The sequence below is a fragment of the Sphingomonas panacisoli genome, from assembly GCF_007859635.1.
In the GTDB taxonomy this organism is placed as follows: domain Bacteria; phylum Pseudomonadota; class Alphaproteobacteria; order Sphingomonadales; family Sphingomonadaceae; genus Sphingomonas; species Sphingomonas panacisoli.
This window is the reverse complement of the sequence record NZ_CP042306.1, coordinates 2064774-2088571: the sequence shown is the minus strand read 5'-3', so window position 1 is coordinate 2088571 and position 23798 is coordinate 2064774. Positions and strand designations below refer to the sequence as shown.

Here is a 23798-nt window from a genome sequence, read left to right as displayed (position 1 = left end):
CCGCATCTTCAGGGAGGAAGACATGCGCAAGGGCTTCAAATTCGATCTTCGGCGGGGCGGGGCGTCGCTGGCTGTACTGGCGATCGCGGTGACCGCGAGTGCGGCGAACGCGCAGACCGCGCCGGCAGCCGATCCGGCCGCCCCAGCACCCGCAGCCGATGCGCCCCAGGACGACCAGAGCGGCGGCACCGACATCATCATCACGGGTTTCCGCGGCAGCCTGGCGCGCGCGCTCGATCAGAAGAAGTCGTCGGCGGTCGCGATCGACTCGATCCTGGCCGAGGACATCGGCAAGTTCCCCGACCTCAACCTGTCGGAATCGATCCAGCGTATCCCCGGTGTCGCGCTGTCGCGTGACGGCGGCGAGGGCCGGTCGATCTCGGTCCGCGGCCTCGGCCCACAATTTACGCGCGTCCGCATCAACAGCATGGAAGCGATCGCGACCGCCGGCGGATCGGACGCGTCGGGCGGCACCAATCGTGGCCGCGGCTTCGACTTCAACGTGTTCGCCGCCGACCTGTTCAACGCGATCACGGTGCAGAAGACGCCCGATGCGGCGACCGAGGAAGGGTCGCTCGGCGCGACGGTCGATCTGCGCACCGCGCGGCCGTTCGACTACAAGTCCGGCTTCACCGTCGCGGCATCGGCGCAGGGCAGCTACAACGACCTCGCCGAAAAATTCTCGCCGCGCGCCGCGCTGATGGTGTCGTGGTCGAACCAGGACGGGACGTTCGGTGTGCTCGTGTCGGGCGCCTACACGAAGCGCAAGCTGGTCGAGAGTGGGTTCTCGACCGTGCGCTGGACGACCAACACCGCCGGCGCCGCCCCGGGGTTCCAAAGTTATCTTGGCACGACCTGCGCTTATCCGGCAACGCCGGCGAATGCGCCATCGACGACGCAGGCGTGTATCGACGCGAACAATCTCTTCCACCCGCGTTTCCCGCGCTACGATTTCTATATCGACGACCAGCAGCGCATCGGCCTGACCGGGTCGATCCAGTGGAAGCCGACGCCGAGCACGACGGTCAGCATCGACGGCCTCTACGCCGATTTCAAGGCGACGCGTGAGGAGCGCTATCTGGAGGCCAACGGCTTCTCGGTAGCGGGTGCTTGCACCGCCGCGAACCGCGCGACGACCTGCGGGGTGGCCGATATCGACGTGCTGACCGCGACGGTAAACAACGGTGCGCTGATTGCAGGCACCTTCAACGACGTCGATCTGCGCGTCGAGAACCGCTTCGATCGGCTCGACACCAAGTTCAAGCAGCTGACGATCAACCTCGACCAGAAATTCGGCGACCGCTTCTCGATGAACTTCGTCGCCGGCCATTCGGAATCGAACCACCAGAATCCGATCCAGAATACGGTGACGTTCGACCTCTACAACGTCCAGGGTTACGGTTACGACTATACCAATCGCCAGCGCCCGACGTTCAACTTCGGCAACGCCAATCTGGCGAACGGCACCGGCTGGGTTTTGAGCCAGCTGCGCCTGCGTTCCGCTTCGGCGAAGAACACGTACGAGACCGGCGCGTTCAGCTTCAAATGGGACGTGACCGACGATTTCACGGTGTCGGGCGGTGCGGCGTACAAGGGCTATGGTTTCGCCGCGACTGACTTGCGGCGTAGCAACGGCACGACCGCGGCGCAGGATACCAACCTCGCCTGCTGCACGCTGCCCGCCGACCGCGATCTCAACCAGTTCGGCCAGATCGTGACGATCGAAGGCCAGACCTTCTTCGACTCCGATTATTTCAAGGCGGCGCAATATTTCGGGCTCGAGGATCCGACCGCGCGCGGTGGGACCTTCAAGCTCGGCATCGAGCCGGGGCTTGCCGGCAACGTCCAAGTCGCCGAGCATGACAAGAGCGGCTTCCTGCAGTTCGATTTCAAGCGCGACTTCGGCGCGTTCAATCTGCGCGGCAATGCCGGCGTGCGTTACGTCCAGACCTTCCAACGCTCCCAGGGTTATTCGTTCATCGGCACCGCGGCGGTGCCGCTGACGGTGTCGCGGACATATGACGACTGGCTGCCGTCGGCGAACCTGGTGTTCGAATTCTCGCCCAAGTTCCAGATCCGTCTCGCCGCGGCGCGCGTCATGGCGCGGCCCGATCTGACCAGCCTGGCGCCGTCGGCGACGGTGTCGGTATCGGGCGCAAACCGGTCGGTATCGGTCGGCAACCCCAACCTCGACCCGTTCCGCGCGACCACGCTCGATGCGGCCGCGGAGTGGTATTACATGCCGGGCGCGCTGTTCTCCGTCGCGCTGTTCCAGAAGAACATCGGCAGTTTCGTCCAGACCGTGCAGTCGTCGGGCGCGTTCAGCAACAACCCGTTCGGCCTGCCCGACAGCCTGGCGGTCGCCGCGTGCGGCAGCCTCGACCCGGGCATCTGCAACCCGTCGCTGACGAACTGGGTGTTTTCGGCACCGCGCAACACGCCGGGCGGAAAGCTGCGCGGGATCGAGATCAATTTCCAGCAGCCGTTCAAGTTCCTGCCGGGCTTCCTGGGTAATTTCGGCGTGCTGCTGAACTACACCCACGTCACGTCGAGCATCAAATATCTGAGTTCGACCGGCGCGGTGGTGAAGGTCGGCGACCTGACCGGCTTGTCGCGCGACAGCGCGAACGCGACGCTCTACTATGAAGACAAGGTGCTCAGCGCCCGCGTCTCCGCGGCCTATCGTTCGCGGTATCTGAGCGATGCGGTCGGTACCCAGGGCATCGACAGTCAGGGTTACAACCGTACAGTCAATATCGACGCCTCGGCGCAGATCACCGTGACCAAGTGGATGAAGCTGACGTTCGAAGGGATCAACCTGACCGACCAGTATCAGGACCAGTTCAACGACGGCCGCGACTTGTTGTCGGTCTATCACCATACCGGTCGCGAATTCCTGGCCGGCGTACGCTTCAACTTCTGATCGAGTCCTCAACCTGCCGGTGCGGGGCTAGTCCTCCGCACCGGCTTCTTTTGGCCGAGGAGAATGCGTGTGCGTCGATTGATGGCTTCGGTCGGGGCAGCGGCTCTGATGGTGTTCGCGGTCCCCGCCGCTCAGGCCGCGACGCGCGCCGACATCTTGGCGACGATGAAGCGCGCGTCGCAGTTCATGGTCGATAAGGCATCGGTGCGCGGCGGCTATGTCTGGTCGTACCTGCCCGATATGTCGCGGCGCTGGGGCGAGATGGAGGCGTATCCGACGATGGTCTGGGTGCAGCCGCCCGGAACCGGGACGATGGGCCACCTGTTCCTCGATGCCTATCACGCGACCAGGGACGAATATTATTACCGAGCCGCCGAGAAGGCCGCCGCCGCGTTGATAGCCGGGCAGCAGCCTGCCGGTGGATGGCACTATTTCATCGATTTCGGCGGCAAGGCGTCGATCGCCAAATGGTATGCGACAATCGGCAAAAACGCCTGGCGGCTCGAGGAATTCCAGCACTTCTGGGACAATGCGACGTTCGACGACGCCGGCACGTCGGAGGCGATGCAGTTCCTGTTGCGACTCTACGCCGAGAAGCGCGATGCCAGGTATCTGCCGGCGCTGCACAAATCGATCGATTTCGTGCTCAAGAGCCAATATCCGAACGGCGGCTGGCCGCAGCGTTATCCGGCGACCAAGTTTCCGTATATCGATCACGGCAAGCCGGATTATACGAGCTTCATCACGTTCAACGACGATGTCGCGGGCGAGAATATCCGCTTCCTGATCCAGGTCTGGCAAGTACTCGGCGACAAGCGCGTACTCGGCGCGATCGATCGCGCGATGGACATCTACGTCCGCACGCAACAGCCGGCGCCGCAGGCGGGCTGGGGGCTGCAATACACGCTCGATCTCAAGCCGACCGGCGCGCGGACCTATGAGCCGACAGCCATCGTCACGCACACGACCTACGCCAATATCGAGCAGCTGCTGGCCTTCTATCGCCTGACGGGCGACCCGAAGTTCCTGAAGCGCGTGCCGGAGGCGCTCGACTGGCTGGACTCGGTCAAGTCGCCGCCCGAGCTCAACAAGGATGGCAAGACCTATCCGACCTTCCTGGAGATCGGCACCAATCGGCCGCTCTACGTCCATCGCCGTGGGTCGAACGTCGTCAACGGCGAATATTATGTCGACGACAATCCGCAGAACACGCTGGGCCATTACAGCTCGTTCCGGCACCTCGACGTGCCCAAGCTGCGCCGCGCGTACGACGCGTTGAAGGCGATGCAGCCGGGCGAGGTGGCGAAGGATTCACCAGTCAAATCGACCGTGCGCCGGCCGCTCGACCGCTATTACCTGGCGGAAATGGGCGCGGGATCGGATCGCAATGCCGATCTGTCGGCGAACACCCCCGATGCGCTGGTCGGCTCGCTCAATTCGTCGGGTTGGTGGCCGACTCAGATCAGGATGACGAGCAACCGCTATACGCGCGACGGATCGAAGACGCCGACACCCGGCGACTATTCGACGACGCGCGTCGGCGATGCGACCGATACCTCGCCCTATCTCGATCCCAAGCCGGTGGTCGGCATTTCGACGGGCACGTATATCGCGCACATGGAAACGCTGATCGCGGCGCTGGCCGACGCGAAATAGGCGCTAGAACCAGCCCTTGGTCTTGGCCCAGGCGAGGAACAGATCGGGCCAGGCCGATGCCGGTTTACCGATCACGCCGTGCAGACCGAAGCCGTGGCCGCCCTGATCGAACATGTGCAGTTCGACCGGCACCTTCGCGGCGCGCAACGCCGCGTGCAGCATCAACGTATTGTCGGGCGGCACCGTCGCATCGTCCGCCGCGGCGCAGAGGAAGCAGGGCGGCGTGTCCGCCGCAATATTGCGGTCGGGCGAATGCGCGCGGATCGCCTCCGGCGTCGGATCGTCGCCGAGCAGGGCCTTGCGCGAACCGGCATGCGCGAGCGACTGCGCCATCGACACCACCGGATAGATCGGTGCGGCGATCATAGGCCGCGCCGACAGCTGGTCGGCGGCGTCGACCGGTTCGTACGTCTTGGTCGCAAACCGCGCGGCGAGGTCGGCACATAAATGCCCGCCCGCCGAAAAACCCATCGTCGCGACACGCGCCGGGTCGAGGCCGTATTTCCCGGCATTCGCGCGGACCAACCGCATCGCACGCTGCGCATCCTGTATTGGTACGTTGGCGCGATCGGCCCAGCCTTCGCCCGGCAGGCGATAGAACAGCACGAACACCGTAAAACCCTTGGCGGCGAGCAGCCGGGCGACTTCGTACCCCTCTTTGTCGATCGCCATGCGGATATACCCGCCGCCGGGGAAGGCAATGAGCGATGCGCCGTTGGGCTTGGCCGGCCGGAACACCGCGAGCCGCGGCACCGACACGCCGACCACCGCGCGGTCGTTGCGCGCCGGATCCTTGCTGCGCTCGTTCGAGATTTCGACGGGCAGCGTCGTCGGTCGTCCGGGCGGATCCTTGGGCCAGAGGTCGATCGTCTCGCTGGGTTCGGACAGGATGATCGGCAGTCCGCCAGTCTTGACCGTCGGCGGCGCGGTCTGCGCGGCTACCTTGCCGGCGATCGCCGCGCCGAGCGTGGCGAGCATCGCGGTCCGGCGGTCGATCGTCATCTCAGGTGCCGGGCTGGATGTAGGGGATGCGCGCGAACAGCTCGCGCTGCCACCGGCGCGGGTTGTTCTCGATGCGGCTGTTCGTGTCGAAGATCATCGTCGCACGCTTCGCCAGGTCGTATTTCGGCCACAGCGCCATGCCGGCATGGTTGGGATCGCCCGTCCGCGCGAACGCGACATAGCTGTCCTGCACCGCCTTCGACGCCGCGCGGGCATCCGCGCCGGTCCCGGTCTGCGATCCCGGTGCGTCGAGCGTGCCGAACGACAGCGGAATGTCCATCGTGTGCATCGCCCCGCGGCGGGGTTCGGTGCGCGAGGCGAAATCGACTTGGTAGACCCAGGCCGGCGCGTTCGCCTTGGCGCGCTCCTCCGCCTCGATCACTTGCCCGCGCCAGCTGCGCCCGGCGGTCGTCGCATCGTACATCACCTGTTCGGGCGTCCATTGCGGATAGCGCGCGCGATATTCGGCGACGACCCATTCGGGCAGCGCGTCGATCCGCAACTGCGGCGCCATGCGCTCGGCGATATTGTCCCAGGCCAGCCCTTGGATCGTGGGGCTGTCGAGCGGGATGAACGCGCCGGTTTCCTGCCTGCAATTGCCCAGGATCATCGGGATCGACAGCCCGATCGGATTGGCGTCGGGATAGAAGGGGTGGCGGACCAGCCACTTCATGTCGAGCACCGGCCCCATGTAGAGCGCGCCGCCCAGGATCGGGTCGGGCACCGACAGGCCATCGACCAATTTCTCGACCGGCATGGCGAGCAATTGGTCGAAGCCCGGATTGCCGATCTTGCCGAGATACGCCTTCGCGCGCGCCGTCGCGTTCAGCGGTCCCGACGCGGTGACTTGCTGCCCGCTCATCGTGATCGCGCGGCTGAACAGCCCTTTGGCGGCGGGCATGCCGGTCATCGTCGCGATCTTCGCGCCGCCGCCGGATTGCCCGAACACCATAACGCGGCTCGGGTCACCGCCGAATGCCGCGATGTTCTGCTGCACCCATTTGAGCGCGAGGATGATGTCGAGCTGGCCGTTATTGCCGCTATCGGCGAAGCGCGGATCGAGCCGCGCGAGATAGAGATAGCCGAACACGTTGAGGCGGTGGTTGATCGTCACCACCACCATGTCGCGCTCGGCCAGCTGGCTGCCGTTGTACAGCGCGCTGGAGCCCGTTCCCGACGAATAGGCGCCGCCATGGATGTAGAACATCACCGGCTTGGGCTTGTCGGTCTTGCCCGTCGTCCAGATGTTGAGGACCAGGCAATCCTCGTTCGCCGCGATGCCCGCCGCGTCGCCGGTATAGCCCTTGCCGGCCTGCGGGCTCGACGGACCCCATTGTACGGCGCGGATCGGCGCGATGGCACGTGGTTCGGGCGTCGGCGCACGGAACCGCTCGGCTCGGCCGTAGCGAATGCCGCGGAAGTTCATCACGCCGCTGCCGGAGCGCTCGCCGATGAAGGTGCCAGCGGGGCAGGCGATATGCGCCGCGCCACCCGCCGACTGCGCGCGGGCGATGCCGGGCGTGGCGAGCGCGAGACCCGCAAGCCCGCTGCCGATCAACGTGCGGCGATCGATCTCAGCGCCGGACATCCAGACCCCCTTCGAGAAATGCGTCGATGTCGGCTTGCCGGAACAGGCTGGCGTCGCCCGGCAGCGAATGTTTGAGCGCGGTCAGCGCGAGGCCGGTGCGTGCGGCGTCGTCGCTGCTGCCGCCCGAGCGTAGCGCGTGAAGCACGCCCGCCGCGAACGCATCGCCCGCGCCGATCCGGTCGACGATGCCGGCAAGGGTGATCTCCTCGCTCTGCGCATGCCCGTCGCGCGTATCGATCCGTGCGGACAGGCGATGACGGTCGGCATCCTCGACGTGCCGCGCGGTCGAGGCGATCGTCTGGAGCTTGGGAAACGCGGCGAAGGCGGCTTCGGCGGCCTCGCGGCGGCGATCCTCGCCGTCGCCGGAAAAGGGTTTGTCGAGCAGCAACGCGATGTCGCGATGGTTGCCGAACATAAGGTCGGCGTGCGCGACGATCTTCGACAGGATCTCGCGCGGGTTGCCGTCCCAGCGCTCCCACAATTTGCCGCGCCAATTGCCGTCGAACGACACCGCGATTCCACGCGCGGCGGCCGCTTCGGCGGCGGCGATTGCGGCTTGGGCGGAGACGGAGCCGAGCGCCGGGGTGATACCGGACAGGTGCAGGCGATCGACACCTTTCAACAGCGTATTCCAGTCCCACGCGTCGGCGGGCGCGTCGGCGAAGCTCGAATGCGCGCGGTCGTAGATTACTTCGGTCGCGCGCATGCCGGCGCCCGAGGTCACGAAATACAGTCCCATCCGGTCGCCACGCCGCTGGATGCCGGATGTGTCGATCCCGTGTCCGCGCAGGGTCGCGACGGCGCTGTCGCCCAGATCGTTGTCTGGTACTGCGCTTACAAATCCGACGTCATGCCCGAGCCGGGCGAGGGCGGTCGCGACATTCGCTTCCGCTCCCGCAACCCAGACATCGAACTTCGGCGTCTGCAGGATCAGCTCGCGCCCTGGCGGCGACAGGCGGAGCATGATCTCTCCAAAGGCGAGGAACTTGCCCATCAGCGTGCCAGCCATCCGCCGTCGACGGCGAGGATGTGCCCCTGCACATAATCCGCCGCCCCGCTGGCGAGGAACACCGCCGCGCCGCCCAGGTCGCTCGGATTGCCCCAATGCCCGGCCGGGATACGGTCGAGGATCGCCTTGTTGCGCACCTCGTCGGCCTGCAGCGCGGCGGTATTGTTGGTCGCGATATAGCCTGGCGCTATCGCATTGACGTTGACGCCCTTCGTCGCCCATTCGTTCGCGAGCAGCTTGGTCAGCCCGCCGATCCCGCTCTTCGATGCGGTGTAGCTCGGCACGCGGATTCCGCCTTGGAAGGTCAGCATCGACGCGATGTTGATGATCTTGCCGCCGCCATTCGCGATCATATGCTTCCCCGCCGCCTGGCACAGGAAGAACACCGATTTGAGGTTGGTATCGACGACCGCGTCCCAATCCTCCTCGGTGAAATCGACCGCGTCGGCGCGGCGGATGATGCCGGCATTGTTGACCAGGATGTCGAGGCCGCCGAGCTTTTCCACAGCTTCGTCCACGATTCTCTGCACAGGCTCGATCGTCGACAGGTCGGCGGAGACGATCTCTGCCCTGCGACCCAGCGCGCGAACTTTGGCAACCGTTTCCTCGGCCGGTGTTCGCCCGACGCACGCGACGTCCGCGCCCGCTTCGGCCAGCGCCAGCGCGATCGCCTGGCCGATGCCGGTATTGGCGCCGGTGACGACCGCGACCTTGCCGGTCAGATCGAACGGGTTCGGCATCAGGCGAGCTGGCAGATGTCGAGGACGTTCATGTCGGTATAGTCCTGGTTCTCGCCCGCCATCGCCCAGATAAAGGCATAGGCCTTGGTTCCGGCGCCCATATGGATCGACCAGGGCGGCGAGATCACGACTTCCTCGTTCGCCATCACGATGTGCCGCATCGCCTCGCCCTCGCCCATGAAGTGCATGACGCGGTCGTTCGGGCCGTCGAGTTCGAAATAGCAATAGATCTCGCTGCGGCGCTCGTGGATGTGCGGCGGCATGGTGTTCCAGACCGACCCCGGCTTGAGCACCGTCAGCCCCATGACGAGTTGTGCGCTGTCGCAAATGCCCGGGATCACGAGTTGATAGATCGTGCGCTCGTTCGATTCCTCCAGGCTGCCGCGTTCGAGCGCGTTGGCGTCGGCGATGCCGAGCTTGCGCGTCTTGAATCCTTTATGCGCCGGGCACGAGGCGAGGTAGAAACGGGCGCCGGCGCCGGAGAATTCGACGTCAGTCGCGCCCATCGTGACGTACAGGCAATCCTTGTTGCCGAGCTCGAAGCTCTCGCCATCGACCGTTACGGTGCCCGCCGACTTGCCGATGTTCACGACGGCAAGTTCGCGGCGTTCGAGGAAGGGGTGACCCGCGGCAGAGGGCGGCTCGGTCTGCGCGGGCAGCTTCACCGGGGCGGATCCGACCGCGACGCCGCCGATCACGAAGCGGTCGGCGTGCGTGTAGTTGAGCACGCACTCGCCCTCGCGGAACAGGCCCTGGATGAGGTACCGGTCGCGCAATTCCTCGTTGGAAACGCACTCCATCATGTCGGGGTGCGTGGCGTAATACGTACGGTCGAACATCAGGCTCTCCTTAGGCTGCCTTGGCAGCAAGCGTTTCACGTTTGCCAGCGTCCGCCGGCGGGTGGTCGTCGATCTTGTAGGCGCGGCGGACGAGGCCGCTGGTCAGTTCCTGCGCGAGTTCGGCCGCTTCCCAGTCTGCGAGGCGATGCTCGGCGACGAGGCGCGCGAGGAAGCCACAATCGATCCGCCGCGCGACGTCGTGCCGCGCCGGGATCGACAGGAACGCGCGCGTGTCGTCGTTGAAGCCCACCGTGTTGTAGAACCCGGCGGTCTCGGTGGTCATCTCGCGGAAGCGACGCATCCCTTCGGGGCTGTCGTGAAACCACCAGGACGGGCCGAGCTTGAGGCACGGATAATGCCCGGCGAGCGGTGCGAGTTCGCGGGCATAGGTGCTCTCGTCGAGCGTGAAGAGGATGATCGACAGGTCGCGTTCGTTGCCGAACCGGTCGAGCAGCGGCTTCAGCGCGTGGACGTAATCGGTCCGCGTGGGGATATCGGCGCCCTTGTCGCGGCCGTGGCTCGCGAACAGTCCGGCATTGTGGTTGCGACAACTGCCGGGATGGATCTGCATCACCATCCCGTCCTCGACGCTCATCGCCGCCATCTCGGTCAGCATCTGCGCGCGGAACAGTTCGGCGTCGGCCGGGGTCCAGGTGCCGGTGACGATCGTGGCGAACAGCCGCTCGGCTTCGTCGGGCGACAGGTTGGCGGTGGCAGCGGTCGGGTGGCCGTGATCGGTCGCGGTAGCCCCCGCCGCGCGGAAATCGGCGCGGCGCTTGCGGTGCGCGGCGAGGTAGCCGCGCCAGCTATAGACGTCTTCGCCGGTCAGGTCGGCGAACCTCGCCATCGCCGGCTTGAACGCCTCATGCTCGACGTCGATTACCCCGTCGGGACGATAGGTCGTGACCACGCGGCCCGCCCAGCCGGAGCGATGAATCGCGTGGTGGGGCGACAGATCGTCCTCCGCGCCCTCGGTCGTGGCGAGGAAATCGATCCTGAACCGGTCGAACAAAGCGCGGGGACGAAACGCATCGGTCGCCAATGCCGAACCGATCGCGTCGAAATACTGGTCGGCCGTCGATACTTCGAGCCGCACGCCCATCCCGAATACCTCGGCAAAGACGTGGTCCAGCCACATCCGCGACGGCGTGCCGCGGAACAGGTGATAATTGCTCGCAAACAGCCGCCATGCCGCACGTGGATCGGTCGCTGGCGCGCCCGCCTTCGATGGAATCGCCAGCGCGTCGAGCGCAACCCCTTGGCTGTAGAGCATGCGGTAGAGATAATGGTCGGGCGCCAGCAGCAGGCTGGTCGCATCGGTCCAGTTCGCATCGGTCGCGAACCAGGCAGGATCGGTGTGACCGTGCGGGCTGACGATCGGCAAATCGGCAACGGTCGCGTAGAGCTCGCGAGCGATCGCGCGGGTGCCGGGATCGGCGGGCAGCAGGCGATCGGGGTGCAGTTCGAGCGATTCGGCCATCTCTCACCCCTCCTTTCGCTTCTGCCGAATAAAGCTTTGGTAACCGGTGTCAGTCCGCGACGCAACCTACTCCGTCGGCGACGAGACCGATGCGCGGCGGATCAGGGTCGATCGGAACATCGACGGCTCCTCGACCGCGCCGTCGTCGTTGTCGGCAGTGGTCGAGATGATCTTGAGCGCCGCGGACCGCGCCATCGACGCGATCGGCCAGCGGACCGTCGTCAGTGGCGGCCAAATGTGGCTGGCGATCGCGGTGTCGTCGAACCCGATCACCGACAGGTCGCGCGGCACCTCGAGCCCACGCTGGCGCGCGACATGGATGACGCCGGCCGCCATCTCGTCGTTGCAGGCGAAGATCGCGGTCGGGCGCGGCATCAGGTCGAGCAAGCGTTCGGCAGCGATGATCCCCGATTCGAAGCGATAGGTGCCGTCCGCCGACAGGCTGCGCGGGAAGGCGATCCCGGCTTCCGACAAGGCGCGTTCGAACCCTTCGCGCCGCTCGCGCGCCGAGCGGAAACCGTGCGGCCCGGCGACGAAGCCGATCCGGCGATGGCCCTGTTCGATCAGATGATTGACCGCGGCGGTCACCGCCTGGCTGTCGTTAGACGTCACCATGTGCGCGGGATCGTCGAGTTGCGCCGATCCCATCCGGACGTAGCGGCAGCCGATCGAGGTGCAGAGCTTCGCCAGCGTGTCGTTCTCGCTGATCGGCGGCAGCAGGACGACGCCGAACAGCCGCTGGCGCTCGAGGAAATGGCGGACGTCGTCGAGCATCGTCGCCGACCCGCGATCGACCGGGCGCACGACCAGTTCGAACTCGGTGCCGTGCAGCGCTTCCAAAATGCCCTGCTGCGCGTTCAACACCATCTGCGCGTTGGGATTGTCGTGGACCAGACCGATCAGGAAATTGCGCCGTAACGCCAGCGCGCGTGCCTGGGGGTTGGGGATATAGCCGAGTTGGCCGATCACGTCCTCGACCCGCTTGCGCGTATCGTCGTTGAGCAGGGGCGATCGGTTGATCACGCGGCTGACGGTCTTCTTCGACACGCCCGCGATGCGCGCCACGTCGTTGATCGTCGGCTGGCCGGTCTTCTCCATGGCGGACAGGCATAGCGGCAGCTTTCGTGGGCGGCTAGCCTTGCGCGAAACGGCGGCCCGGTGCACGTATGCCACCGGTTACCATGAAAGCGGGAAATGGCGGTCAGCGCGATCCGGATCGATAGCCGCGACACGGTGGCGACCTTGCTTGCCGACGGACAGGCGGGCGATGTCGTGCGCGTCGATTGCGCGACGGCCACGCTCGTCGAGGATGTCGCCCGCGGACACAAGGTGGCGCTCGATGCGATCGCGACGGGCGATGCGGTGATCAAATACGGCCATCCGATCGGTCGGGCGACGCGCGCGATCGCGGCCGGTGCACATGTCCATTCGCACAATCTCGGGACGGCGCTGAGTGGGGCGCACGATTATTCGTACGATGCCGCAGTGCCAGCCGCGCTGCCGGCCAGCGATGCCACGTTCATGGGCTATCGGCGCGCGGATGGACGGGTGGGAACACGGAACGAGATCTGGGTCCTGCCGACGGTCGGTTGCGTCGCGCGGACAGCGGAGCGGATTGCGGCGGGCGCAGTGGCCGGGGTGGCGGGGCAGGTCGATGGTGTCCACGCCTTCGCCCATCCGTTCGGCTGTTCGCAACTTGGCGAGGATCTGGACGGGACGCGCGCGATCCTGGCGTCGCTCGCCTGCCATCCCAATGCCGGCGGGGTGCTGATCGTCGGATTGGGGTGCGAGAACAACCAGATCGCGCGGCTGGTCGAGACTATCCCCGAGGCGCGCCGGCCCGCAATCCGTACGCTCGCGACGCAACTCGCCGGGGATGAGGTCGCGGAGGGTATCGCGTTGGTCGAGGAACTCGCCGCGGCGGCGGTCTGCGAACGGGTCCCGGCGAGTCTCGCCGACCTGGTACTCGGCGTGAAATGCGGCGGATCGGACGGGCTGTCGGGGCTGACCGCCAACCCGCTAGTCGGCCGGATCAGTGATCGCGTCGCCGGGGCGGGCGGCCGCGTCGTTTTTACCGAAATCCCCGAACTGTTCGGCGCCGAACAAATGCTGATGAACCGCGCCGAAGACGCACGAATTTTCAACAAGATCGTCAAAGTCGTCAACGGCTTCAAAAACTACTTCCTGGATCATGGCGAGCCGGTGTCCGAAAATCCCTCCCCCGGCAACGTCGCCGGCGGCATCACGACGCTGGAGGAAAAGTCGCTCGGCGCGGTGCAGAAAGCGGGCCGTGCGCCGGTCGCGGACGTCATCGGCTACGGCAATCGCGTTGTCGGTCAAGGGCTTACCTTACTCGAAGCACCCGGCAACGACGCCGTCTCCTCGACCGCGCTGGCGGCGGCAGGCGCGACCGCGATCCTGTTCACGACAGGGCGCGGCACGCCGCTCGGCTTCCCCGTCCCGACCATCAAGATCGCCTCCAATACCGACCTCGCCACCCGCAAGCCGGCCTGGATCGATTTCGACGCCGGCACCGTCATCGACACCGGCTTTCTTGAGGCGGAAATGGCTTTGTTTGAACGGGTTATGGTGATCGCGTCGGGTGCCGAGACCGCCGCCGAACGCAACGGCGAGCGCGAAATCGCGATCTGGAAACGAGGCGTGACGCTGTGAAGCGGCTGTCGAGAGCGGTGCTCGGTTCGCTTCCCGCGGCGATCGATGCACCACGAGAGCGGGGTCCGATCACAACCGGCATCGTGCATTTCGGGGCGAGCGCTTTCCACCGCGCGCACCAGGCGGACTATATCGATCGTCTGCTCGACCGTGATCCGCGCTGGGGGATCGCTGCCGTGTCGCTCCGCACGAGAGGGACGGTCGATGCGCTCGCAGCGCAGGATGGCCTCTACACGCTCGCCATCCGTGATGTGGAGCCGTCGCTGCGCGTGATCGGCGCGCACACGCAGTTCCTCGGGCCGGACGATGCAGACGCGACACGAGCCTTGCTCGCGGCGCCAGAAACGCGACTGATCACCACGACGGTGACCGAGAAAGGCTATTGCATGGCCGCCGACGGGACGCTCGATTTCGGGCATCCCGATATCATCCACGACCTCGCCAGACCGGCTGTCCCAGCGAGCGTCATCGGCTGGATCGCCGCCGGCCTCACCGCGCGACGCAGGGCAGGGGGCACGCCGTTCGTCGTCATGCCGTGCGACAATCTTGCCAGCAACGGCGCCAAGGTACGCGCGGCGATCGCCGCCTTCGCTCGCGAGCTCGAGCCGGCATTGGCCGACTGGATCGATGACACCTTGCGCGTTCCCGCGACGATGGTCGATTCGATTACCCCGTCGTCCGACGACCGGCTCTTCGGCGATGTCGCGGGTGCCCTCGGCGTCGAAGACCGCGCCGCCGTCCAGCGCGAGCGGTTCGCGCAGTGGGTAATCGAGGATGTCGGCGACATCGGACCCGATCTTGCGATTGTCGGCGCGACGGTGACCGGTGACGTCGGGGGCTACGAACGCGCAAAGCTGCGCATCCTCAACGGCGCGCATTCGACGCTCGCATATGCCGGGCTGTTGCGCGGCCATACGACCGTCGCCGAGGCAATGCGCGATGGCGAACTCGCTGGGTTCGTCGATGCGATGATCCGGCAGGACATCATTCCAACGTTGCCGCCGGTTCCCGGCCTCGACCTGCACACTTATGCGGACGACGTACTACGGCGGTTCGCCAATCCGGCAATCGTGCATCGGCTCGACCAGATCGCGCAGGACGGATCGCAAAAGCTGCCTTACCGGCTTGGTGATACGCTGATCGTCAACCGACGTAAGGGCAGGATGCCGCTATATGTGGTTCGCGCGCTCGGGAGTTGGGTAGCATTTCTCGTGAAGCGCGCGCGCGATAACGTGGAGGTTGTCGATCCTTTATCCAATCGACTCAGATCGTTAGCATCCGACGCCGATCCGGCTGCGCTGGCATTGCGGCTGGCCGCGTCGGGTATCGGGATCCCAGGCGAAATGGCGAACGATGCAACCTTTGTGGACGCGCTAGGGGCTGCGTCGAGCGAGGCGTTGCAAGGTGCCGCGCTACCGGAAGTGGCCATCTGAGCCGCAGCGGGCTTGCCAATGACACCGGTTTCCCATACGCCGGTAACAACGCCGATCATGGCGACCGGAGGGGTTCGGCGGTGAAGCCAGACAGTGACGTCGACAACATCGCCCAGATTGCCCGATCGTTCGTCGATGCCCGCCGTACCGGGCGGGCGCTGCTGGATTATCCAGGCGAAATGCCAGCGGCGCTCGACGATGCTTATGCCGTGCAGGATGCAGCGATCGAACTGACCAGCGCCGAAGTCGCCGGCTGGAAGGTCGGCCGCATCAACCCGCCGATCGACGGCAGCGATCGCCTGGCTGGCCCGATCTTCGCCGATCAAGTGATGACGACAGACGGCTCGACGATCGCCATGCCGGTGTTCGCGGATGGTTTCGCCGCCGCCGAATCCGAATTCCTGTTGCGGATCGGTGCGACGCCGGATCGAGCGAAGACCAGCTACACGATCGACGAGGCACGCGATCTGATCGACGCCGTCCATATCGGAATCGAGATCGCGAGTTCGCCGTTCCCGGGCATCAATCAAAACGGGCCGGGCGTTACGATTTCCGATTTCGGCAACAATAACGGCCTCGTCGTCGGCGACGGCGTTGCGCACTGGCGCGAGATCGATTTCGATGCCTGGCCCGTTCAACTGGCGATCAACGGAGCCCTTGTCGGTGAAGCGACGACGGCGACAATGCTGGACGGTCCGTTTGGCGCGGCCCGCTTTCTGTTCGAACTGATGGCGGCGCGCGGCATCGCGTTGACGCCGGGGCAATGGATTTCGACCGGCGCCGTTACCGGGGTACACCCGGTTGCCGTCGGCGATCGCGTCGAAGCGACGTTCGATGGACGGATGACGATCGGGTGCACGATCACGGCCCGTTAAGAGGCCGAATAAGGGAGAGAGGATATGGCGACGACCGGAATCCCGGACGCCGGACAAGTCGAAACGCGCGTCGGGCGCTATCGCTGGGTGATCGTCGGGCTGCTATTTGCAGCGACCGCGATCAACTATGTCGATCGCCAGATGATCGGCGTGCTCAAGCCGACCATCTCGACCGAGCTCGGCTGGAACGAGACGACCTATGCCGACGTCGTGACGTGGTTCCAGATCGCCTATGCGATCGGCTATCTGAGCTTCGGCAAGATCATGGACATGGTCGGCGCTCGTATCGGCTTTTCGATCGCATTCGTTATCTGGACGATCGGGCATACTTTGTGCGGTTTCGTCCACAACGCCTTCCAGTTTTCCGCCGCGCGGTTCGTGCTGGGGATCGGCGAATCGGGCAACTTCCCCGCCGGCATCAAGGCGGTGAGCGAGTGGTTTCCCGCCAAGGAGCGCGCTCTAGCGACAGGGCTGTTCAACGCGGGTTCCAACGTCGGCGCGATCATCACGCCGTTGGTCGTGCCCGCCATCACACTCGCTTACGGCTGGCGCATGGCGTTCATCGTGACTGGCGTCATCAGTTTGCTGTGGCTGGTCGCCTGGATCGGCGTCTATCGCCGCCCGCGCGAGGAAAAGAAACTGTCGGCGGCTGAGCTCGCCTATATCGAAAGCGATCCGGCGGATGCGGGTGAGAAGATCGGCTGGCTCAAGCTGCTCCGCTATCGCGAGACTTGGGCCTTTGCTCTCGGCAAGTTCCTGATCGACCCGATCTGGTGGCTGTTCCTGTTCTGGACGCCGGATTTCCTGGCCAAGACATACAATCTCGACCTCAAGACCTTCGGGCCGCCGCTGGTTGCGATCTACCTGATCTCCGATATCGGCAGTATCGCCGGCGGCTGGTCGTCGTCGACGCTGATGAAGCGCGGGTACAGCGCCAATGCGGCGCGCAAGATCACGATGCTGATCTGCGCGTTTCTGGTCATGCCGATCTTCTTTGCGCAATATGCTGCGAGCGTATGGCTGGCGGTCGCGATCGTCGGTCTCGCTACGGCGGCACACCAGGCCTTTTCGGCCAACCTCTATACGATACCGTCGGACATGTTCCCGCGTGCCGCGGTCGGATCGGTGGTCGGGATCGGCGGGACGATCGGCGCGATCGGCGGCATCTTCATGTCGCAATTCACCGGCTACGTCCTGCAGCAGACGCATAGTTATACGCTGATCTTCGCAGTGGCAGGGTGCGTCTATCTGATCGCAGTGACGGTCGTACACTTGCTGAGCCCCCGCCTTGAGCGGATCGATTTGGCGGGGCGACCGGGCAAGGCCCTCGCGAGCTAGGATTGGGTTAAAATCGAACGCTTAAGCGAGAGACATATTTGCATTGGACTGACAGCACCGCCAGTCGGTCTAACAGATAAAGCTCCAGCAACGGGTCTCGCGGGAAGCCGCGCAAAACCGTGCGCTACTATCCTGTAACGGCGCTGATCAAGCTGATGATCTACGCGATTGCGGTGAGATCGAGGAGCTGGTTTCTGCCCTAAGGGACGCCGACCCACAGGGAGCGCTATTGGTTGCATCCTAGTGTCTAGCAATCGAGACGCCGTCGCGGTTCAAGATGCGCAGACAGTGCGGCACAACCTTGCGCGGGACGAATTGTTGTTCGACAAAGCTTCGTCGCAAAAAGGATCGCGTGTGAAAAATATCGGCTGGATCGTGGCCACCGGACTGGTGCTGGCCACCGTTGCATCGGCGCAGTCGGCGCTGCCGCATCCAACCGCCGACGCTCAGGCGCTCGATCTGGCAAAGCGGGCGATCGCGCTGCGCTCGGTCGCGGGTCCCGGCAACAAAACGCCAGAGGTCGCCGCGCTCTACAAGGCCGCGCTGGTCGCGGGCGGGTTCGCCGATCGCGATGTCGAGATCACTGCGGTGGGCGACACTGCCTATCTGATCGGCACATGGCCTGGGACCGACCCCAGGCTCAAGCCGCTGGTTATTTCCGGCCACATGGACGTCGTCGAGGCGAAGCCGTCCGATTGGCAGCGCGATCCTTTCGTGCCGGTGGTCGAGAATGGCTACCTGTACGGCCGGGGCGCGACCGATATGAAGCTCGATGGGTCGATCGCCATAGCGGCGCTGACCGAGTTGCGGCGCCAGGGCTACAAGCCGCGCCGGACGATCGTCATCGAGTTTTCCGGCGACGAAGAGACCGCGATGAAAACCTCGGCGATCATCGCCGAGAAGTTGAAGAATGCCGACCTCGTGCTCAACATCGATGGCGGCGGCGGGGTGCTCGACGAGAAGACCGGCAAGCCGGAATATTTCACCTGGCAGGGCGCCGAGAAGACCTATGCCGATTTCGAGATCACCATCACCAATCCAGGCGGCCATTCGTCGGCGCCGCGAATCGTCAACGCGATCGTGCAAATGTCGCGCGCGCTGGAACGGATCGGCGCGTATCGCTTCAAACCCGAACTGAGCCCGCTGACCCGCACCGCGTTGACGGCGGCGGCACCCTATGAGGAGGTGGCGATCGGCAAGGCGATGCTGGCGTTCGTCGCCAACCCTGCCGACCAACAGGCGATCGCGACTCTCGTCGGCAATCCGAGCACGGTCGGCCGGATCGGCACGACCTGCGTTCCCACGATGGTCAGCGGCGGCCACGCGCTCAACGCGCTGCCGCAAAAAGTCGTCGCCAATATCAATTGTCGTATTTTTCCCGGACATAAGCCGGCCGATATCATGGCCGAGTTGCAGCGCGCGGCCGCCGAGCCCGCCGCCTCGTTCAAGGACGTCACCGAAGGATCCGTGCCCAACGATGCCTCGCCGATGCGCGCCGATTTCATCGCGGCGGTCGAAAAGGCGATGCACAAAATCTATCCCGGCTTGCCGGTTTTCCCGAGCCAGGCATCGGGTGCGAGCGACAGCATGTGGTTCCGCTATCACAACGTCCCGAGCTATGGCGCCAGCCCGACGTTCCTGAAGGAATCGGACGATTTCAGCCACGGCCTCAACGAACGCACCCCGGTGATGAACATCGCGCCGGGGATCACCTATTACCTGTCGCTGTTCGCCGACTTGTCGAAATAATGGCCGGCGGGACGGACGGCGGATCGTGGATGGCGGCGACGGGCCGCTATCCGCCGCGGCTGGTCGAGGCGGCGCTGGCGCTGAACGACAATCGGCTGAGCGACGCCGAGCCTTTGCTCAAGCGGCATCTTCACGATGATCCGTTCGACGTCGCCGCGATACGGATGCTGGCGGAACTCGCCGGGCGGATCGGGCGGTATCGCGACGCCGAATCGCTGTTGCGCCGCGCGGTCGAACTGGCGCCCGGCTTCATCGCCGCACGCTCCAATCTGGCGCTCGTCCTCTACCGTCTCAACCGCCCGGCCGAGGCGATCGCCGAACTCGAGCAGGTCATCGCCGACGATCCCGACAATATCGGTCACGCTAATCTTCAGGCAGCGGCTTATGGGCGCATCGGCGAATTCGACGAAGCGATCGCCTTGTATGACCGTGTGCTCAAGGAAGCGCCGAACCAGCCGCGCGTCTGGATGAGTTATGGTCATATGCTGAAGACTGTCGGGCGGCAGGCGGATGGCATCGCGGCGTATCGCCGTGCGATTGAGCTTATGCCGGCGTTGGGCGAAGCATGGTGGAGCCTCGCCAATTTAAAGACGGTCCGCTTCGACGATGCCGATATCGCCGCGATGCAGGCCGCGCTGACCGCGCCAGGCATTTCCGACGAGGATCGTTTCCATCTCGATTTTGCGTTGGGCAAGGCATTCGAGGACCGGAAGCAGCCGGAGCCGGCGTTCGAACATTATGCGGCGGGGAATGCGCTCAGAAAGACCAAACAAGCCTATGACGCCGACGAAACCGAGCGGTTCGTCGATCGCAGCATCGCGCTGTTCTCGTCCGCTTTTTTCGCTGCGGGTGCGGATCTGGGGTGCCAAGCGCCGGACCCGATCTTCATTCTCGGCATGCCTCGCGCCGGCTCGACTCTGATCGAGCAGATCCTGGCCAGCCACAGCCAGGTCGAAGGCACCACCGAATTGCCCGACATCCCCGCTCTGGCGCGGCGCGAAACGAACTATCCCGATGCCGTGGGTCATTTCACCGCCGACAAGCTGGCGGCACTTGGCGAGGAGTATCTTCGGCGCGTGAAGATCCAGCGCCGCACGGACAGGCCGTTCTTCATCGACAAGCTGCCCAACAACTGGGCGCACCTGCCGCTGATCCACCTGATCCTGCCCAACGCGAAGATCATCGACGCGCGACGCCACCCGCTCGGCTGTTGCTTTTCCAACTTCAAACAGCATTTCGCGCGCGGCCAGGCGTTCAGCTACGACCTGGCCGACATGGGCCGATATTATCGCGATTACGTCCGGCTGATGGCGCATATCGATCGCGTGCTGCCGGGCCGCGTCCACCGCGTGATCTACGAGGATATGGTCGACGATCCGGAGCGTGAAACTCGCGCGCTGCTCGACTATTGCGGGCTGGAGTTCGAACCGGCCTGCCTGTCGTTCCACGAAACGGAGCGTGCCGTGCGAACTGCGAGTTCTGAACAGGTCCGCCAACCGATCTTCCGCGATGCGACCGAGGCGTGGAAGCCGTTTGCCGCCTGGCTCGGCCCGCTCGAGGCCGCGTTGGGTGACGTCTTGCTTGCTTATCCAGCGGTTCCTGCCGCGTTGTAAACGAGCAACGCCCAGACAAGATTGTTACGCGAGCGACATCTGCCGCTTGACGTATATTGCACGTGCGAACACGCTGAGCCCATAAAGATACAAGGGGTTCCGCGATGTCGACTTTCGTTCGCCGTACCGGTCTGACCAGCTTGCTCGCATCGGCCGCATTCGTCGCGGTTCCGGCGCTCGCCCAGGACGCGGCCCCTGCGCCCGCCCCAGATACCGCCGCTGCGGTCACCGACGACATCGTCATCACCGCGACCAAGCGATCGGAAAGCCTGCAGAACGTACCGATTTCCGTGTCGGTTCTCACAACCAAGAAACTCGACGACCTGAACATCGCCAATTTCGCGCAATATGCGCAGATGCTGCCCTCGGTGTCCTTCCAGGCGCTGGGCGGCACGCCGGGTACCAACGTCGTCTATATGCGCGGCGTGGCGTCGGGCGGTGACGGCAACCATTCGGGCACGCTGCCGTCGGTCGGCGTCTATCTGGACGAACAGCCGGTGACGACGATCGGCGGCAACCTCGACGTCCACATCTATGACGTGGCCCGGATCGAGAGCCTGTCGGGGCCGCAGGGCACGCTGTACGGCGCCTCGTCGGAAGCGGGGACGATCCGCATCATCACCAACAAGCCCGATCTGTCTGGCACCTACGGCCGCATCGACTTGGAAGGAAACAAGGTCAGCAAGGGCGGTTACGGCGGGAAGGTCGAGGGGATGATCAACATCCCCCTGTCGGCCACGATCGCGTTCCGTGGCGTCGGCTATTACGAACGCGACGCCGGCTACATCGACAACGTCCCGGGCACGCGCACATTCGACGTTTCCGCGGCGCTCGCGCCGCTGGCGGCGGGCTATACCGGAACGATCACCAACAGTGCTTTCGTCAAGAAGAACTATAACGACACCGAAATCGCCGGCGGTCGCGCCGCGCTGAAGATCGACCTGGACAGCAATTGGACCGTCACGCCGAGCTTCATGTACCAGGATACTCGCAGCCACGGGTCGTATGGCTATGACCAGCGAGTCGGCGACCTCAAGGTCCAGCATTTCTTCCCGGAATTTCGCCGCGACCGGTTCTGGCAGGCAGGGCTCACGATCGAAGGCAAGCTGGGCAATTGGGACCTGACCTATGCCGGCGCGTATCTCGACCGCAAGGACTATCAGTCCACCGACTATACCGATTATGCCGAGGCGTACGACAACCTCTATTCGTCGGTCGGCGGGATCGCCGGTTACTTCTATTACCAGAACGCCGCCGGCAACACGATTGACCCGCGACAGCGCGTGATCGGCAGCGATCACTTCAAGAAGATGAGCCAGGAATTCCGCGTCGCATCGCCGTCGACCGACCGGTTCCGCATCGTCGCCGGCGCCTTCTATCAGCGCCAGTCGAACTTCATCCACCAGGACTATCAGATCGCCGGGCTTGCGCCGTTGCTCTCGGTCAACGGTTCGCCGGGGACGCTGTGGCTGACCCAGCAGCGGCGCGTTGACAAGGATTATGCGATGTTCGGCGAAGCAAGCTTCGACGTCACGCCGACGCTTACCGTCACCGCGGGCGGACGCGCTTTCATCTACGACAATACGCTCATCGGCTTTTTCGGGTTCGGGCGTAACCCGGCGTTCGATCAGCTGAACGGCGGCCCGCCGCCCAATGCGGCGTATTCGACGCGAACGGGTGTCGCGGGCTGCTTCACGACCACGGGCGAACGCCTGCGCGCCGCGCAGTTGGCGGGGCAGACCAACACGACGCTGTTGCCCGCCGTCGTGGCCGGCAGCCCGTGCACCAACCTCGCCATCTATTCCGGCGGCAACTTGTTGCCCGTCAAGGCTAGCGGTGAGGGCGTTACCTATCGCTTCAACGTGTCGTGGAAACCGATATCGGGCGTGATGGCCTATGCCACATGGTCGCGCGGGTTCCGGCCGGGCGGGATCAACCGGCGCAACGACATCCCGCCCTACGCCGCCGACTTCCTGACCAATTACGAGGCGGGGGTGAAGACGACGTGGCTGGGCGGTAAGCTCCGGTTCAACGCCGCCGTCTATCGCCAGGATTGGAAGAAATTCCAGTTCGCTTTCCTCGGCGCGAACAGCTTCACCGAAATCCACAACGGTCCCGATGCGCGAATTTGGGGTGCGGAGTTCGACAGCTCGCTCACGCTGGGGCGGCTCAACCTGACAGCCTCGGGATCGTATACCGATGCCAAGACGACCAGGAACCTCTGCCTGTTCGACGATCCGAGCTTTACCTGCACGCTGCCGAGTTCGGATGGCGTGACGAACATGATCTCGGCACCCAAGGGTACCCGGCTGCCGATCACGCCGCAGGTCAAGCTCAACGGCTCCGCGCGCTATACCGTTCCGGTGGGTAACGCGAAGGTCTATGCCCAGGCGGTCGGTTCGTACCAGAGCTCGGCGGCGTCCGACATTCGCAGCGCCGTCTATGAAACGTTCACCGGCAATGTCATCAGCCCGGCGGCGCAGTTCGGCCGGCTGAAGGCGTTCGAGACCGCCGATTTCTCGATCGGAGCCGAGTTCGGCAAGTTCACGTTCGAAGTCTATCTGCAAAACGCCTTCGACGCGCGCGGCCAATTATCCCGCTTCGTCGCATGCGGCAGTTGCGGTCAGCGGCCGTATATCGTGCCGATCACGCCACAGACGGTAGGCGTGCGGTTGGGGGCGAAATTCTAGCGGGGGTGGGTTGGGGATAACCAACACAGATACATGATTACCCCCAATCGATTTGCGCTCTGCACGGCTATCGATCGAACGTCGATAAGAGATGACAATTTTAGAATGGCTTATGCCTGCTCGCGGGTACGAAGCGGCCAGTCCACTGTCAGCTTCGATCTAAAGCGAGAGCATGACATAGTTCGCCGGA

The 23798-nt window shown here is 64.6% G+C and carries 16 protein-coding genes; 9 read left to right on the top strand and 7 right to left on the bottom strand.

Translation table 11 applies throughout. The features are described from left to right. Window positions 1-22: 22 nt before the first annotated feature. Window positions 23-2923, top strand: a complete 2901-nt coding sequence (locus FPZ24_RS10635) for a TonB-dependent receptor (RefSeq protein ID WP_186728753.1) — start codon at window positions 23-25, stop codon at window positions 2921-2923. A gap of 69 nt (window positions 2924-2992) precedes the next feature. Next, entirely contained in the window at window positions 2993-4579 is a 1587-nt protein-coding gene (locus FPZ24_RS10630) for a pectate lyase (protein WP_205012828.1), read from the top strand. A gap of 3 nt (window positions 4580-4582) precedes the next feature. Here the strand turns inward: FPZ24_RS10630 and FPZ24_RS10625 are convergent, their stop codons facing one another. The 7 genes from FPZ24_RS10625 to FPZ24_RS10595 form a co-directional block, all read right to left on the bottom strand. Continuing rightward, window positions 4583-5581, bottom strand: a complete 999-nt coding sequence (locus tag FPZ24_RS10625) for an alpha/beta hydrolase (protein ID WP_146571817.1) — start codon at window positions 5579-5581, stop codon at window positions 4583-4585. A 1-nt stretch (window position 5582) separates the two neighbouring features. After that, window positions 5583-7169: a carboxylesterase/lipase family protein gene (locus tag FPZ24_RS10620; protein ID WP_146571815.1), complete on the bottom strand. Its 1587-nt coding sequence runs from the start codon at window positions 7167-7169 to the stop codon at window positions 5583-5585. After that, window positions 7156-8163 carry a sugar kinase gene (locus FPZ24_RS10615; RefSeq protein ID WP_146574381.1) on the bottom strand — a complete coding sequence of 336 codons (1008 nt, stop codon included), beginning with the start codon at window positions 8161-8163 and terminating at the stop codon, window positions 7156-7158. Before FPZ24_RS10615 ends, FPZ24_RS10620 begins: the two co-directional genes overlap by 14 nt. Further along, entirely contained in the window at window positions 8163-8918 is a 756-nt protein-coding gene (gene kduD / locus FPZ24_RS10610) for a 2-dehydro-3-deoxy-D-gluconate 5-dehydrogenase KduD (protein ID WP_146571812.1), read from the bottom strand. Before kduD ends, FPZ24_RS10615 begins: the two co-directional genes overlap by 1 nt. Further along, window positions 8918-9757, bottom strand: a complete 840-nt coding sequence (gene kduI / locus FPZ24_RS10605; protein WP_146571810.1) for a 5-dehydro-4-deoxy-D-glucuronate isomerase — start codon at window positions 9755-9757, stop codon at window positions 8918-8920. Before kduI ends, kduD begins: the two co-directional genes overlap by 1 nt. 10 nt (window positions 9758-9767) lie before the next feature. Then, window positions 9768-11237 (bottom strand): glucuronate isomerase, encoded by a 1470-nt coding sequence (gene uxaC / locus FPZ24_RS10600; protein ID WP_146571808.1) that lies wholly within the window; start codon window positions 11235-11237, stop codon window positions 9768-9770. A gap of 66 nt (window positions 11238-11303) precedes the next feature. Continuing rightward, a complete protein-coding gene (locus FPZ24_RS10595; RefSeq protein ID WP_146571805.1) occupies window positions 11304-12335 on the bottom strand; it encodes a LacI family DNA-binding transcriptional regulator in 1032 nt (343 codons plus the stop codon). Window positions 12336-12431: 96 nt separating this feature from the next. Here FPZ24_RS10595 and FPZ24_RS10590 point away from each other — a divergent pair, with 96 nt between their 5' ends. From FPZ24_RS10590 to FPZ24_RS10560, 7 genes are all read left to right on the top strand, one after another. Further along, on the top strand, window positions 12432-13910 hold the full coding sequence (locus FPZ24_RS10590) for a UxaA family hydrolase (RefSeq protein ID WP_146571803.1): 1479 nt from the start codon (window positions 12432-12434) through the stop codon (window positions 13908-13910). After that, entirely contained in the window at window positions 13907-15343 is a 1437-nt protein-coding gene (locus tag FPZ24_RS10585; protein ID WP_146571801.1) for a mannitol dehydrogenase family protein, read from the top strand. The genes FPZ24_RS10590 and FPZ24_RS10585 overlap by 4 nt, the downstream gene beginning before the upstream one ends. A gap of 80 nt (window positions 15344-15423) precedes the next feature. Then, entirely contained in the window at window positions 15424-16218 is a 795-nt protein-coding gene (locus FPZ24_RS10580) for a 2-keto-4-pentenoate hydratase (RefSeq protein WP_146571799.1), read from the top strand. Between the two features lie 24 nt (window positions 16219-16242). Continuing rightward, window positions 16243-17556, top strand: a complete 1314-nt coding sequence (locus FPZ24_RS10575) for an MFS transporter (RefSeq protein WP_146571797.1) — start codon at window positions 16243-16245, stop codon at window positions 17554-17556. A 354-nt stretch (window positions 17557-17910) separates the two neighbouring features. Further along, window positions 17911-19305: a M20/M25/M40 family metallo-hydrolase gene (locus tag FPZ24_RS10570; RefSeq protein WP_146571795.1), complete on the top strand. Its 1395-nt coding sequence runs from the start codon at window positions 17911-17913 to the stop codon at window positions 19303-19305. Beyond that, window positions 19305-20918 carry a tetratricopeptide repeat-containing sulfotransferase family protein gene (locus FPZ24_RS10565; RefSeq protein WP_146571793.1) on the top strand — a complete coding sequence of 538 codons (1614 nt, stop codon included), beginning with the start codon at window positions 19305-19307 and terminating at the stop codon, window positions 20916-20918. Before FPZ24_RS10570 ends, FPZ24_RS10565 begins: the two co-directional genes overlap by 1 nt. A 104-nt stretch (window positions 20919-21022) precedes the next feature. Beyond that, window positions 21023-23608, top strand: coding sequence for a TonB-dependent receptor (locus FPZ24_RS10560; RefSeq protein WP_146571791.1), 2586 nt, complete (start codon window positions 21023-21025; stop codon window positions 23606-23608). Window positions 23609-23798: the final 190 nt, after the last annotated feature.